The organism is Clostridium sp. CF012, from assembly GCF_018861755.1.
Taxonomy (GTDB): Bacteria; Bacillota; Clostridia; order Clostridiales; family Clostridiaceae; genus Clostridium_AD.
Window position 1 is genome coordinate 15894 of sequence record NZ_JAHLEF010000046.1, and the last position, 15276, is coordinate 31169.

General features: G+C 31.6%; 13 protein-coding genes and 1 pseudogene. 11 read left to right on the forward strand and 3 right to left on the reverse strand.

The window, feature by feature from the left end:
* Window positions 1–222 precede the first annotated feature (222 nt).
* Entirely contained in the window at window positions 223–465 is a 243-nt protein-coding gene (locus tag KPL50_RS24005; protein ID WP_216301024.1) for a nucleotidyltransferase domain-containing protein, read from the reverse strand.
* A 179-nt stretch (window positions 466–644) separates the two neighbouring features.
* Between KPL50_RS24005 and KPL50_RS24010 the strand changes: the two genes are divergently transcribed.
* From KPL50_RS24010 to KPL50_RS24020, 3 genes are all read left to right on the forward strand, one after another.
* Window positions 645–3911, forward strand: a complete 3267-nt coding sequence (locus KPL50_RS24010; RefSeq protein ID WP_309245212.1) for a DEAD/DEAH box helicase — start codon at window positions 645–647, stop codon at window positions 3909–3911.
* Between the two features lie 110 nt (window positions 3912–4021).
* Window positions 4022–4813: an EFR1 family ferrodoxin gene (locus tag KPL50_RS24015; RefSeq protein WP_216301025.1), complete on the forward strand. Its 792-nt coding sequence runs from the start codon at window positions 4022–4024 to the stop codon at window positions 4811–4813.
* 106 nt (window positions 4814–4919) lie between these two features.
* Complete coding sequence (locus tag KPL50_RS24020) at window positions 4920–5561, forward strand: CPBP family intramembrane glutamic endopeptidase (RefSeq protein WP_216301026.1); 642 nt, start codon at window positions 4920–4922, stop codon at window positions 5559–5561.
* Between the two features lie 184 nt (window positions 5562–5745).
* Here KPL50_RS24020 and KPL50_RS24025 read toward each other — a convergent pair whose 3' ends face one another.
* Window positions 5746–6564: a transposase gene (locus tag KPL50_RS24025; protein ID WP_309245215.1), complete on the reverse strand. Its 819-nt coding sequence runs from the start codon at window positions 6562–6564 to the stop codon at window positions 5746–5748.
* A gap of 222 nt (window positions 6565–6786) precedes the next feature.
* Here KPL50_RS24025 and KPL50_RS24030 point away from each other — a divergent pair, with 222 nt between their 5' ends.
* Window positions 6787–6969 carry a hypothetical protein gene (locus KPL50_RS24030; protein WP_216301028.1) on the forward strand — a complete coding sequence of 61 codons (183 nt, stop codon included), beginning with the start codon at window positions 6787–6789 and terminating at the stop codon, window positions 6967–6969.
* A gap of 197 nt (window positions 6970–7166) precedes the next feature.
* On the opposite strand, the gene KPL50_RS24035 is transcribed toward KPL50_RS24030, so the two are convergent.
* A complete protein-coding gene (locus KPL50_RS24035) occupies window positions 7167–8126 on the reverse strand; it encodes an EamA family transporter (RefSeq protein ID WP_216301029.1) in 960 nt (319 codons plus the stop codon).
* A 925-nt stretch (window positions 8127–9051) separates the two neighbouring features.
* Here KPL50_RS24035 and KPL50_RS24040 point away from each other — a divergent pair.
* The 7 genes and pseudogenes from KPL50_RS24040 to KPL50_RS24065 all read left to right on the forward strand — a co-directional run.
* A complete protein-coding gene (locus KPL50_RS24040; RefSeq protein ID WP_216301036.1) occupies window positions 9052–11829 on the forward strand; it encodes a calcium-translocating P-type ATPase, PMCA-type in 2778 nt (925 codons plus the stop codon).
* Window positions 11830–12143: 314 nt separating this feature from the next.
* Window positions 12144–12743: an AAA family ATPase gene (locus tag KPL50_RS24045; protein WP_216301030.1), complete on the forward strand. Its 600-nt coding sequence runs from the start codon at window positions 12144–12146 to the stop codon at window positions 12741–12743.
* 37 nt (window positions 12744–12780) lie between these two features.
* Window positions 12781–13350, forward strand: coding sequence for a DJ-1 family glyoxalase III (locus KPL50_RS24050; RefSeq protein WP_216301031.1), 570 nt, complete (start codon window positions 12781–12783; stop codon window positions 13348–13350).
* Between the two features lie 123 nt (window positions 13351–13473).
* Window positions 13474–13818: a DUF4351 domain-containing protein gene (locus KPL50_RS24055; protein ID WP_216301032.1), complete on the forward strand. Its 345-nt coding sequence runs from the start codon at window positions 13474–13476 to the stop codon at window positions 13816–13818.
* Between the two features lie 430 nt (window positions 13819–14248).
* Window positions 14249–14617, forward strand: a complete 369-nt coding sequence (locus KPL50_RS27770; protein ID WP_309245213.1) for a hypothetical protein — start codon at window positions 14249–14251, stop codon at window positions 14615–14617.
* Window positions 14578–14721, forward strand: a complete 144-nt coding sequence (locus KPL50_RS27775) for a TfoX/Sxy family DNA transformation protein (protein ID WP_309245214.1) — start codon at window positions 14578–14580, stop codon at window positions 14719–14721. Before KPL50_RS27770 ends, KPL50_RS27775 begins: the two co-directional genes overlap by 40 nt.
* Before the next feature lie 22 nt (window positions 14722–14743).
* Window positions 14744–15276, forward strand: a pseudogene (locus KPL50_RS24065) (CPBP family intramembrane glutamate endopeptidase); the annotation flags it as partial.

Here is a 15276-nt window from a genome sequence, read left to right on the forward strand (position 1 = left end):
ACTTTTCAATATTCTCATTTAATACTAGGGTTATTTTTTCCGCAGATACATCTAAGAACATATCTAAAGTTATCATTTCAGTTTTACATATTTCTAAAATTCTTTTTCTTGCTAATTTTCTTTGATAATAGTCATGTGTATATCTGTTTCTTAGTTTAAGAATACCTTGTAATTTTTTAGAATCCTTTGCAGAGATAAAGCCAAAAGTACTTGATAAATCTACTATTTCTGGCCCGGACTTATTTGGAATAAAATTATCGGTAGAAATGGATAGATGAAATCGCTAACGAAGGTGTAATGTATATCCTTGTGATTAAAGTAATTCGGAAGAATAGTTTGCAGAAAATCTTCGATTTCCATTTCCTCTTCCCATTGAAGTTCTCTAATTAATAATATCATAACATCTATATCACTTCTGCTTTTATCAAAACATGATTCATTGTAACTACCAAATATTATTACCATAATGAGAACATATATTCGAATTTAATGAAATTATATTAATAACAAATTGAAGATATAACTTACAGCGCCTATCCATTATTTTTACTGCTAATTTTATTTCTTTGATGGTAGTAAATTATTGAGGTATAATAATATTAATTATAATGCACTTGTAAATAAAATTAACGGAGGAACAAATTGTGAGAATAGCGGAAACGCAGATAAGAGAATGGGCAGATGATATTACATTTAAAAGAGCAAAGCAATATTATGAGGGCGGTTATGTTGAAGCGCTAGAAATAAAAGAAAATACAATGCAAGGCAAAAAAGATATTAAACAATTGAGTATTTCCACCAATGTAATTTCCTTCAACGGGTTTAATAGCAATTGCGTTCATATTAACTGGGATAATAAGTCCAATCAGGTACAGATAAGGTGCAATTGCGAGGAATATCAAGAAGCAGTAGATAATGGAGGTCAGATTCTTTGTAAACATATTGCAGCGGTGCTTTTAAAATATAGTAAAGATTATCAAAATAATTTAAGTGAAGCTTTAAAAAAATCTGATATTGACTTATTACTTGAAGAGCTTAAAGAAGTTGCGCAAATTAGTGATGATTATAAAAGAGAACTTAATTTAGAAATTAAGTTTTTTGAGTGCACATCTTATGAAAGGCCTTATGTCGAACTTAAACTAGGACTTGAAAAAAATTATGTTATAAAAAATATGAGGAATTTTCTAAGTTCATTAATGAAAGAGGAAGTTGTTGAGTTTGGAAAGGGTTTTACATATGAGCCAAATTTACATAAATTTAATGCAGTTGACGCGCAAATAATGGAAATGTTCATGGAAATAAGAGATATAGAGGGAGAACGTACTAATTCCTATGACCATTATAACTCATATAATAATTCAATGTTCACAGGAAAAAAGCTTTTCTTAACAGATAAGGTACTATATAAATTTTTTAGATTAGCAAAAGAAAGAACAATTGCTGTGATGGTTAATAAAACGGAATGCGTGGCTACAAATATAATAGAAGGTATTATGCCTTTAAAGTTTAAAATGGGTATGAAAAATGAAGCTATAGAACTTATCCAATTAGGTGAGCTACCAAAACCTTTAGATAAGTCTTATAAAATTTTTTGGTATGGGGACAACGTATACCTTCCTCCAAAAGATCAGTGCTCTATGTATGTTCCTATCTACAAATTAATACTAAGCAATAAAGGCCAAAAGGTAGTTTTCAGTAAGAAGGAAGGGGAAAAGATAGCCTCTTATCTTTTACCTAAGCTTAAAGCTGTGTCGGAGGAGGTTGCTTTTGACAAGAATATTAATGAGAATTTTTACGAAGCACCTCTTATTATTAAGGTTTACCTAGATAAAAAAGATGAAATTATAACGGCTTCAATAAAGTTTAACTATGGCGAAATAGATATAAGTCCACTAGAAAAAGTGGAGAGTCAAAAGACTGAAAAGATACTGATTCGGGATATCAAAAGAGAAGAAAACTGTGAGGGCATACTTAAAAGTTTTGGGTTTGAAGAAGAGCAGAGCACTTATGTGATGAAAAATGAAAAGAATATGGTGAGCTTTCTTACAGATGGAATGAATAAGCTGCAGGAATTTTCCGAAGTATATTATTCAGAAAGCTTTAAAAATATTAAGGTTTATGGAAGGTCAAGCTTAAAAGGTGGAATAAAGCTCAATGAGGATAATTTATTAGAGTTTTCTTTTGAATTTGAAGGGGTGAGTAGAGAGGAACTTAAAGATATTTTCAGTGCTTTGAGAGAGAAGAAAAAATATCACAGACTTAAAGATGGGGGCTTTGTATCTCTTGAAGATAAAGCGGTAGAAGACCTTGGTGAGATGATTGACTTCTTAGGCATAAAAGATAAGGATTTAAGCAAAGAAAAGATACTAATTTCCAAATATAATGCCCTATATCTTGATCAAAAGATCAAAGATAAAGAAATGGATTATTTAAAGAGGAGTAAGAATTTTAGAGAACTTACCAATAATGTACGTGATGTACAAGATATGGATTATGTAGTTCCAGAATCACTGGATAACATTATGCGTAACTATCAGAAAACAGGTTTTAAATGGTTTAAAACCTTAGCTGAGTACGGATTTGGCGGTATACTTGCAGACGAAATGGGTCTTGGTAAAACACTTGAGGCCATAGCCTTTCTATTATCAGAAAAGGGAGGTAAGCCATCAGTAGTTATAGCTCCTACTTCACTGGTATATAATTGGCAGAGTGAGATAGAAAAATTTGCCCCGGAACTTAATGCAGTAGTAATATCCGGTTCTAAGAAACAACGAGAAGAACTGATGAATGAGATAAAAAATTGTGATGTGGTGATTACTTCCTATCCCCTTATTAGACGTGATATAGAAGAATATAAGGAAATCAGTTTTAATTACTGCATTTTAGATGAAGCACAACAAATAAAAAATCCCCTTTCTATAAATGCTACTTCTGTAAAGGAAATTAAGGCAAAGGGGTATTTTGCACTTACGGGTACACCAATTGAAAACTCTTTAACGGAACTTTGGTCCATTTTTGATTTTATTATGCCAGGTTATTTGCTTACCCATGCTAAATTTACAAAGTTATATGAATCGCCAATTATAAAAAATAACGATAAAACTGCATTAATGGAATTAAACAGGCACATAAAGCCCTTTATTTTAAGAAGATTTAAAAAAGATGTTATTAAAGAATTGCCTCCTAAAATAGAACATAAGCTGGTGGTGGATATGACAGAGCAGCAAAAAAAGCTTTATGCTGCATATCTTGATAAAGCTAAGAATGACATTGATGAAGAAATAAGAGAGAATGGTTTTAGTAAGAGTAAGATAAAAATACTCTCTATTTTAACAAGACTCAGACAAATATGCTGTGATCCATCTGTATTTATAGAAGATTATGTAGGTGACAATGGAAAAATGGAAGCCTTAGATGAGATTTTAGAAGATAGCGTAGGGCAAGGGCATAGGATACTATTATTTTCACAATTTACTTCTGTGCTTAAAAATATAAGAACTAGATTTGATAAAAAGAATATAAAATATATGTATTTGGATGGAAACACTAAAAGTGAACATAGAATGGAACTGGTTAAGGAATTTAATGAGGGGGATGCAGATGTATTCTTAATCTCTTTAAAAGCTGGAGGAACCGGACTTAATTTAACCGGAGCAGACATTGTAATACACTTTGACCCCTGGTGGAACCCAGCTGTGCAAGATCAAGCCACGGATAGAGCACACAGAATTGGGCAGCACAAAACTGTAGAAGTGATAAAGCTTCTTGCAAAAGGTACCATTGAAGAAAAAATATATAATCTACAGCAAAAGAAGAGAGAAATGATTAAAAATGTAATGGACGAGAATACCAATGAGGAAAACATCATAACACAAATGACACAAGAGGATTTGGAGAGTTTGTTTGTATAGAGCTTTGGGAGTATTTTGATAGCTTTTTATTTAAAATCTTCCTTTAGCAAAAGTCAGCACCAATGAGAACTTTTTAGGTTTACTAATATGAATTTGAAAGGATGATAATTATGATATTTTATTTTTCAGGAACGGGAAACTCTCTTTATGTAGCTAAAAGTATAGCTCAGAATAATAATGAAAAATTAGTTTCAATATCCGCTACCTTAAACAGAGGTGATGAGTATTATGAATACCTCTTGAAAGCAGATGAAATAATCGGCTTTGTATTTCCAGTATATGCATGGGGGCCTCCCAAAATGGTGGTTGAATTTATTGAAAAGCTTAAGCTTAGTAATTACCACAGTAACTACATCTTCTCAGTTGTAACTTGTGGAGACAATATTGGGAATACCATGAAAGTTATGGGTGATTGCTTGAAGAAAAAGGGTATAAGTTTAAACAGTGGATTTTCTATAAAAATGCCAAATAACTATATAATAATGGGTAATGTAGACACAAAAGAGATAGAAAGAGAAAAACTATCCAGGGCAGATGAAACCCTGAAAGATATCAATATTACTATTAAGCAAAGAACAACAAATATATTTAAGGTGGAAAAAGGCTTTCTCCCCTGGTTATTAACCGGGGTCATAAACCCTTTGTTTAATAAAAATGCCGTTAATACTACAAAATTTTATGCTAATGATAATTGTACTGGCTGTGGTATTTGTGAAAAAATTTGTAACTGTAATAATATTAAAGTGAGTGAGAAGGTACAGTGGGGTAAAGAATGTACCCAGTGCTTGGCGTGTATCCATTATTGTCCCGTAAAAGCAATTCAATATGGAAATGGCACTGAAAAGAAGGGGAGATACACCAATCCAAATATAAGTATTGATGAGATTTCTAAAGAAAGATAAAGATCATGTTGCAATTTCCAATATTTAAAATTTATGTTATAATTAATACATAATTGTAAAATGTGGAGAAGTAAAGATTATAAATAATGTGAAAAGGAGTATTTGAATGATAAATAGAAATGAATTATTGAAAACTTATATTCCAATTGCAATTTTTGGATTTCTTTGCCTAAGTGTAGGTTTGAATAATGTTGTTGGCTTACGCTTAACTATTCTTTTTTCAATATTGTATTTATTCATTGAAAACAAAAGGAACAAAAGGAAATTGGAAGACATGGGTTTTATCCCAAAAAACGTTATATCTGATGTAAAAAAATATTGGTGGTTGATTTTGATTCCAGTTGTTTCTTGTATTGTATCAGTTGTTTTGTTTAAATTTGTCCTGCCAGAGTTCTATTTTTATGTTTTGGACCAAAAACCGATGATATCATTTAATAAATCATTTTTACAGATACCTAAATTATTGATTTTAGCATTTGCTGAGGAAATAGCATTTAGAGGGTTTTTCCAGACTAAGCTTTGCAATATTACAAAACCAATTTGGGCTATCCTCATTACTTCATTATTTTTTGCCATAGGAAGTTTTTGGGATGGCCCCATTTCAGTTCTTATTTATTTGTTGTTTTTTATTTTTATAGATAATATTATTTACGGCGTGATTTATCAAAAAACTAAGAATATTTACACGTGCACTATTTCTCATTTTTTAGCAAATGTAATTGGGACATTTATTTTATTACTTATTTGATTAAACATAAAGGAGTTTGAGATAACTCCGTAGTAAGGTGAATAGAAGACATAATATTCTTAAATCATACAAAATTATAATATTATAAATAGAAGGAGGATAATTTCTCACCCTTCTATTTTTTGCGTATTAAACTTCACATAATTGCAGACAAATTTTCATGAGATTATGATGAATTATCCTGCTATTTATCATTAAATTTTACGTTAGCCAGTAGGGGTTCTCCAGAGCAAGAAGAAAACTTAATTTGGGCTATTGTTCTAAACTCACGGAAGCTTACCTCGCCTATAGCCTTTGCTAGTTTATGGTTTCGCATCATGTTCTTTACTTGCAGGTCCTCTAAACATATCACTTGATTATCGTTTATAAGTTTAGTTGATACCTTATGCAAATAATCTCTTCTTGCATTTGCTATTTGCTCGTGTAGTTTAGCTATTATAAGTTTTTGTTTATACCACCTTTGAGATCCTAATCTTTTTCTTGATAAAGCCTTTTGTGCTTTGCATAGCTTGTACTCCAAAGTTCTTAGGAATTTGGGATTTGTAAATATTTCTCCATCTGAGGTTATTGCGAAATCTTTTATCCCCAAGTCCACACCTATAGCTTTGTCTAAAGCTTGCAATGGAATTATTTCTGTATCAACTAGAATAGCTATATAATATTTTCCACTTGCAACTTTAGACAATGTAGCTGATTTAATCTTCCCAGTAAATTCTCTATGAAATTTACACTTCACATATCCTATTTTAGGTAATCTGATCTTATCATCATTTACTGCGATATTATTATTTACATTGCTTGTAGTATAGGTTTTCACTGGATTCTTCTTGCTTTTGAATTTAGGAAAACCTGGTTCTTTCTCACCATTTTTTACTCTTCTAAAAAAGTTCTTATATGCTTTATCCAAATTCATTTGTGCATTAGCAAGTGCCAAACTGTCGACTTCTTTGAGCCATTCAAATTCAGCTTTGTATTTTGCAGGGGTAGGTAATTTTTGATTGATGTTCTATGTAAATCTATACCAAGCTTCTTTTATATTAAACTTTTATAAGGCAAATTTTTACCTTTGGCGAATGATACTATATAAATATAATCATTAAAAAATCAAAAAACATATACTTGTGAACAGGTAGCATCATTTTAATTTGGAATATGACAGTATCTCCCTAATTTAGCAATGCTAATGTGATAGAGTGGAATTAATGGAATTTAAGGAGGAAGCAAAATGAAATTTGGATTAAGAAAACCAAGCTTAAAGAAAATGATTAGTAGCAGAACGAGTCGCAAGAGAATAATAAAAAACAGTTTAGGGTTAAAAGCACCGCGTGGATTTGGCTGGATTAAAAATCCTAAAAAAGCTGCTTATAACCGTGTATATAATGGCACTAGTTTTAGTATTTATATATAGGAAGCAATGCAAGTATTGTGAATTCGCTTGCGATAGCCATGTATGTGATGCATTTGTGTTAGCTAACATAAAATAGAATCTAGGAGGCAACACAATGAATAAATTATTAAACAGCTATGAATTTTCTCATAGCTGTTTAATTTGTTTTCCTATAAGTATTTTTTTATATCAGCAACTGGATTTTATGGAGTTAAGTTCTAGTTAAGAATGTTGTCATTGGGCTTCCCAAATTCTTTTGTTTTATTTTTATTAATCATATTTATAATCTGTTTAACATCTAAATTTGTAACCATCAACCCAATTATTATAACATAAACCCCTAGCCATTGTAGTTTAGAGAGCTTTTCAAGCAAAACAATGCTAGCTGTAAGTAGTCCAGTTATTGGAACTAATAATGATAATGGTGAAATCTTATTAATTGGATATTTAGATATTAAAATACTCCAAAATCCATATCCAAATAGTGTTGATCCAAAAGCTAAATAAAGAACTGCAAATATGGACATCATATCTAAATTAGACATTGAATTAATAAGAGTTTGTGGAGAGTCAATTAATAATGCTAGGATTAAAGTAGGGATTGGGGGTACAAGACTTCCCCATACAACCAAACTTAACATATCAAGTTGTTCACCTTTTTCCATTGATTTTTTTGATGCAGTTTTTGCTACAATATTTGAAATAGACCAAAATATAGGAGCACATATTGTAAGTAAAATAGCACCAATAGGTATTGATGTTATTCCAATGGTACTTGAAGCAACTCCTATAACAAGTAGTCCTAAAGCGCCAATTAAAAAACCTACTAATTGTTTAGTTTTGAATTGTTCTTTTAATAATAAATATCCTAAAAGAGGAGATATAAATGCTTGTAATTGAACTATTATAGATGCGAGTCCAGCTGGCATTCCAATATGCATGGCATAAAATAAACAACCAAATTGACCTACCCCAACTGTAAATCCATATAGGAGTATATCTTTTAGTGCCATTTTAGGTGGTTTGATAAAAAACACGGCTGGAAATGCAACTAAAGTATACCTTAAAGTAACAAGTAGCATTGGAGGTACCCCTCCTAGCCCCAGTTTAATTACTGTAAAATTTGCACCCCAAACTATTACGACTAATACAGCAAGAATAAAATCTTTTCTTTTCATAAATGTTCCCCCCTAAGGCTAACGGAATATATATTTACAATATCATATTCAATTTTAAAACACAATAATAGATAGAAGAAAATAAACACGTGGAGTGCTGTCTACTTATATTTTAGAAAGAGCTTGAATTATCAAGGGACGCACATAATTTAGGAGGTTCTGACCTGCACCATCTTTATGGATATACAACTACCTTAATTTTAAATAAAGATAGCCAGGTTGAATTAATTCAATTAGAAACTGATTAATGCTTTAGGTGTCAATTCAGAGATTATGTTGGTTTACTCTAAAATATAATTTAAACATATCCCATAATTATGTAACTTTCTATTTTAGAATTATATTAGTTAATTATGTTAGATTAAAAGATATGGCTATTAGTGAATCTTAGCATATTAAACTATAGTAGGATATGACAAAAGGATGTTTAAACTAAAAAGAATATGAAAATAAGGTTTATCACAATCTCGTATTGCATAGTCATAAATTTTATGATACTATATTATTATTAATTAAATAACAATTATGAATGTTAAAAGGGAGTAACTACCTATTTATAGGTGATAAAGTCAACATACCCGACCTTAAGGTCTGGCTTTATCGTGGCTAATTCCAGTCAAGTGAGACTTTTAGCGCAATGATCTATAAGTGAATCGTTGTGTTAAAAGTCTTTTATTTTTTTTATATTTTTTCAAGCTAAGAGGGAGTAACTACCCGTAAGGGCGATAAAGTCAACATAACCGGTTTTAAAAACCTGGCTTTATCATAGCATTTGCTACAGTGAGACTTTTAGCACACTGAAACCGTTGGTGTTTCAGTGTGTTAAGGGTCTTTGTTTTATATATATAACTTTGTGTAAAGGAGAAATAATTATATTAAAATTTTAATCAAGGTGTAAAGTTAAAAAAATAAAGGGGTGGACAACATTAAATATTTTAATAAAAAAAGCTTAGAAGTTTTAAACAATTTTGAGGTTGACAGTAGCAAAGGATTATCCAGTTCTCAGATTAAAGCGAGACTAGAGAAATATGGTCCTAATGAATTTACTAAACAAGAAAGAGGATCTATATGGGATAGCATTAAGGAAGCAATAATGGAGCCTATGATGATAATACTTTTAGTAGCAGCTGTTATTAGTGCTCTAGTAGGGGAAGGCCAGGATGCTATTGGTATAGTATGCGCCGTAGCAATAGGAATTGGCATAGGAATCTTTACAGAAGGAAAATCACAAAAGGCAGCAGACGCACTTTCAAAAATGACAGAAAACATAGAGGTAAAAGTAACACGAGATGGGAAAATTATTCAAGTTAATAAAAATGATTTGGTACCGGGAGATATAGTTTTAATTGAGACTGGCGATATGGTACCAGCAGATGGAAGACTTGTAAGCAGTATAGACTTAATGGTTAGAGAAGATATGCTTACCGGAGAATCAGAGGATGTGAGCAAAGATGACCAAATTATAATAGAAATGGAAAATATAAAATCTAAAGATAAAAATATTGTACAAGACCCTATTCCAGCAAAACAACTGAATATGGTTTTCGGAGGCACACTTGTTGCTTATGGTAGAGCTAGTTTTGTAGTTACTGCAACAGGAGACAGCTCTCAAATGGGTGAAATAGCTAAAAATCTTGAGGATAGTGATTTGCCAACACCACTTCAGGCAAAACTTGGAGATTTGGGTGGTAAGATTTCAAAGGTTTCAAGTGCTATAGCGGCTGTATTATTTATAGTTATGATTATAAAATTGGTCTTAGCAAAGACTATATCACCAGATACTTCCGGAATATTTGCATTTTTACAATCTGTTGAACCCATAAAAACTGCTTTTGTTGTATGTGTGGCCTTAATTGTTGCAGCTGTACCAGAAGGACTTCCAACAATGATAAATATGACACTTGCAATTACTATGCAGAAAATGGCTAAGATAAATGCGCTTGTTACTAAAAAGGAAGCATGCGAGACAATAGGCTCTGTAAGTGTAATATGCTCAGATAAAACAGGCACACTTACTCAAAATAGAATGACTGTAGAAAAAGTTTATTTAAACGGTAAATTCAGAGGACGAGATGAACTAAGCGATAGTAATAACTACTTTATAGATAACTGCCTTGTAAATTCAACAGCAGATATTGAAAAGGATGATTCGGAAGTTAAATATTTAGGTAGTGCAACAGAATGCGCGCTTCTTTTATACAATGAAGATTATGATTATGTACAAGAAAGACAAAATGCAACTATAGCTCATCAGATCCCATTTAGTTCAAAGAGCAAGAGAATGAGTACTGTTATAGAAGAAGAGCAAGGGTCTACAGTACTCACAAAGGGAGCTCCAGAAATTATTCTAGAGTTATGCAAATATGAACATATTAGTTGCAATGAAGTAGAACTAAATGCAACCAGAAGGAAAGAAATATTAGATGAAATCGAAATACTCCAGAAAAAATCTATGCGAGTACTTGGTTTTGCATATGGCAATATAAATGGTGAGGTAGCTATGGCAACCGAGCAAGGAACTTTAGAAGATGACTTAGTATTTACAGGCTTTGTAGGAATAAGAGATCCACTAAGACTTGACGTTAAAGAAGCTATAGAAACTGCTAGACATGCAGGAGTTACTACAAAAATGCTTACAGGTGATAATATCAATACAGCTATTGCTATAGGTGAAGAATTAGGCTTGCTAGACGGCGCTAATAGGGCAGTAGAAGCTACGTATATAGATACATTATCAGATGAGGAACTTAAAGATGAAATAACTACTATTTCAATAGTAGCACGTTCGAAACCTGATACAAAAATGAGAATAGTTATTGCGCTTCAAAGTATTGGTGCAGTAGTTGCAGTAACTGGAGATGGAATAAATGATGCTCCAGCACTAACAAAGGCTGATGTGGGTATTGCTATGGGAATAGCAGGAACAGAGGTTAGTAAAAATGCAGCGGATATAATTTTAACAGATGATAGTTTTGGAACTATTGTTAAGGGAATTAAGTGGGGAAGAGGTATTTATGAAAACTTCCAAAGATTTATACAATTCCAGATAACTGTAAATATAATTGCATTTTTAACAGCTATTTTATCAGTAGTATTCGACTTTCAAATGCCATTCACTACAATACAACTCTTATGGGTAAATATTATAATGGATGGACCACCAGCACTATCACTTGGACTAGAACCAGTAAGAGAGGCTGTTTTAAACAGAAGGCCTACAAATAGAAATGCCAGTATTATAACTAAACAAATGATGAAAAGTATGATTAGCAATGCGGTATATATAACTTTAGTTATCATGCTTCAGATGAAATTTGACATATTAGGAGCAGGATTCCCAAAAGAGGGAGTTACGGGACCAAACCAAATGCAGACAGTATTATTTGCATTATTTGCTTTTAGTGCATTATTTAATGCCTTTAACTGTAGAGAATTTGGCACAGATAGTATTATCCCTAGCATTACAAAAAATACCACATTTTTAAAGATAATTACGGTCACGGCAGTAGCGCAAATGTTTGTAACTGAAGTGTTCGCAAAATTCTTTAATGCAGTATCTTTAAGTGCTGGTATGTGGTTAAAGATAATTATTTTATCTTCACTTATAATAGTAGTAAATGAAGTAGTGAAATTAGGTATGAGATTGTTTGTAAAAAAGAACAAACAAAGCCTGTCAGAATCAGAAGAAAAGATAGCAGCTTAGAGAACAACGGGTTCACTTTAGAGGTGCAAAATCAATTCTTTTTATAGTAAATCACACAAATATTATCAACTAAATTTGAGCAAAAATTAAAGCAAAAACATCCTACATCATAGGAATTGATGTAGGATGTTTTTATTTGATTTAGCTCTGTTTGCACCTCAAAACGGAACCCGTTAATCATTCTGATTTTAGAAATTTTTAGCACTGACTTAAGTTGGCGCTATTTGTTTAACTTAAAACAAAAAAAGAGGTATAATAAACCTGTGAACATAAAAAGTATTACACTTTAATTTTTTACTTAGGAGAGGATTGTTGTGAAAAAACTGATTTTAGTAACATCACCACCAGCAAGTGGAAAAACTTATATCTCGAAAAAGCTTGCCCAGGCATTACACCATGTTGTCTATCTTGATAAGGATACACTAATAAAACTATCAAAACAGATTTTTGCTGTAGCAGGTGAAGAATACAATAGAAGCTCAGATTTTTTTAATGAAAATATACGTGATTATGAATACAAAACAATAGTAGAACTGGCAATGGAAGCTCTAAATTATGATGATATTGTGCTAATTAATGCACCATTTACAAAAGAAATACGAGATTTAAACTATATCAAAAGGCTAAAAGCAGCATTAAAAGATAAGAATGCATCATTAGTCGTTATTTGGGTAGAAACTTCAATCGATGTAACACAGAAAAGAATGATTGAGAGGAATTCTGATAGGGATACATGGAAACTTGAGAATTGGAATGAATATATTTCAGAAATTAATTTTGATATTCCTATTGCTCTGGATGATCCATGTATAAAAGATGATTTGCTTATCTTCAAGAACTCTTCTGATGAAGAATTCACTGATTCTTTAACAAAAACAGTAGATATATTGGAAGAAACATCAAGTAGAAAATAAATCAAGATTATATTGATAAAAGAAAGGGAGCGTTAAATTGAAAAAAGTTGCAGTTTTTCTAGCAGAAGGATTTGAAGAGGGGGAAGCATTATTTGTAGTTGATGTTTTAAGAAGGGCAGAATTTCAATGTGATTTGGTAAGTATCAATAAAGAAATGGTAAAAGGGTCTCATGGTGTTGTGGTACTTACGGATAAAATTATAAGTGATGAAATAAAAGAATACGATATGATTGTTTTACCTGGTGGACTACCTGGCGCAACAAATTTAAGAGATGATGAAAGGGTCATTGAATTAGTAAAGTATTTTGATAAAGTACCGGAAAAATTTGTTGCTGCTATTTGCGCAGCACCGATAATTTTAGAAAGAGCAGGAATTATCAAGGGACGCACAATAACATCATATCCTGGAGAAGAATATACTACATTGTTTAAAGATGCAAATTATGTAGAAGATATCGTTGTGGTAGATGATCACTTGATTACCAGCAGAGGACCAGCTACAGTCCTATCATTTGCGTATGCATTAGTAGATGCCTTAGGCGGCGATAGTAGTTTGTTAAAGGAAGGAATGCTTTATAATATGGTAAGAGAAAGCAAATTCCAGTAGAAAATATGCAATGATTAAACTTATTCGTAAAAAGTATGATTCAGGGTTTAATGAACTAATGCGTAAAGCACTATCCAATTAGGAAAGGGAATAGTTATAGATAGCTATGAAGTTAGGACTAGCATGAATTACTTAGAGGAGATAATGTTGTACGCATTGTTAGAAAAATTCGGAGATGCTGAAAGCAAAAAAAAATTCAAGGAGGTTTTCAATTTGACAGAAATAGGAAAAATGATATTAGAAGATGGAATTGCTAAAGGAATGGAAAAAGGTATGGAAAAAGGTATGGAAAAGGGGAGGAAAGAGGGAAAAGCACAGCTTTTATTAAAACAGTTGACAAAGAGATTCAATAAGATTCCAAGCGAATATAAAAATAAAATAATGGAATTACCGGATGAAACTATAGAGATAATAGGGCTTGATCTATTTGACTTGAAAGATGTAAAGGAAATAGAAAAGTATTTTTAATAGATAATACCAGTTGCGTATTGAAGATTTAACTTGCCACTTGCCACTTGGGGAGGGGGCACTAGAAGCTGTCAAAGTGTAAAAAACATTTTGATAGCTTTTTTTATTTTAAAGGTAAGCAATTACACGGTAGCATATTAAATTTTCAATGTGACAATATTCCCCTAATTTAGCAAAACTAAAGTGCTAGAATTAAATTGTATTTTAAATAATAAAATGTAAAAATTTCCGTAAAGCAAAAACGGTGATGCTTATAGTTTTGTTGTTTTTTATATCAAAAGGCAAATTTTCACCTTTCGCACATGATACCATATAAATATAATCACGAAATATAACCACTTGCCACGTGGGTGGCACCAATATAAGATGAAATTTTCCCAGCGACGGTAGGCAGGAGTTTAAGTATAGGTCTACAGCACATCCCGTGTTTATGCCACTTAATCTAACTCAGGTACATGCACTAACTGTTGGAATTAAAAAGATTTCAAAGGATACCAAATATGATAATATACTTAATGATTTAAGTAACGGGGTTTACTGGCAGCTTTCAGATTATGCAAAACATATTATAAATGAATCTATAGAAAAGTGGGAGGAACCTATAACTTTTGAAGATAGGAAACAAGAGTATAATAGTGAAAAACAAATATTTGCTGAAAACTTGCTTAATAGATATCACTACTATGAAAAGTGCAGCCATATTGTAAGCATTACTTATGCTTCTGATGATAAAGTAATTGAAATTGGAAGTAAGCAAGCTTGGTCCAGAATAAGAGTATTAATGACTCTGCTTGCATAAATAGGTTATATGCGTTAAAAGGCGCAATACAGGGAATCCGATGGCATAATCTTTCAAATGAAGTAAAGAATGAGTTGAAAAAATTTTATAATACTTCTAAATAATTTATGGTGAGGGTGAGATTCTATGGATACAAAGTTAAATAAAAATAAAAACGAAATAGTAGCATTCTTATTAGTTACCTTTTCAATTACATTTAGTATGGGTATATTAATGTTTTTTGTTTACAAACATATTGATGCCAGTGCTGTCCAAGCATTTGCATCAGTGCAGATGCTTTATCCCGCATTAGCTGCCATTGGGGTAAAAATTTATTATGATAAAGATAATATTCCCAAGGGACTAATGGGATTCTTTAAACTCTATATTATTTACAGTATTTTATCTATCGTTATATTGATTGTTGGAGTTTTTGCTTTTCCAGCTCATGTATCTAATGTTATAGTGATACTCGTAACTATAGTTAGTATATTTGCTTTCTTTATAATAAAGATTAATAAAGATAATTGTTTTGAAAAAATTAGTATGGTTTTTGGAAAGAACTTTAAGAATGTTATATTATTGGGTTTATTGTATATTGGACTTAGATTAATTATAGTTATATTTAGTGGACTTGCTTATAGTAATTTATCTGAAATACTAAAAAAGACTATGCATAC

Coding starts and splice junctions, on each gene's coding strand:
- KPL50_RS24005 (WP_216301024.1), bottom strand. CDS start 465: ATGGTAATAATATTTGGTAGTTACAATGAATCATGTTTTGATAAAAGC.
- KPL50_RS24015 (WP_216301025.1), top strand. CDS start 4,022: ATGATATTTTATTTTTCAGGAACGGGAAACTCTCTTTATGTAGCTAAA.
- KPL50_RS24020 (WP_216301026.1), top strand. CDS start 4,920: ATGATAAATAGAAATGAATTATTGAAAACTTATATTCCAATTGCAATT.
- KPL50_RS24030 (WP_216301028.1), top strand. CDS start 6,787: ATGAAATTTGGATTAAGAAAACCAAGCTTAAAGAAAATGATTAGTAGC.
- KPL50_RS24035 (WP_216301029.1), bottom strand. CDS start 8,126: ATGAAAAGAAAAGATTTTATTCTTGCTGTATTAGTCGTAATAGTTTGG.
- KPL50_RS24055 (WP_216301032.1), top strand. CDS start 13,474: ATGAATTACTTAGAGGAGATAATGTTGTACGCATTGTTAGAAAAATTC.
- KPL50_RS27770 (WP_309245213.1), top strand. CDS start 14,249: ATGCCACTTAATCTAACTCAGGTACATGCACTAACTGTTGGAATTAAA.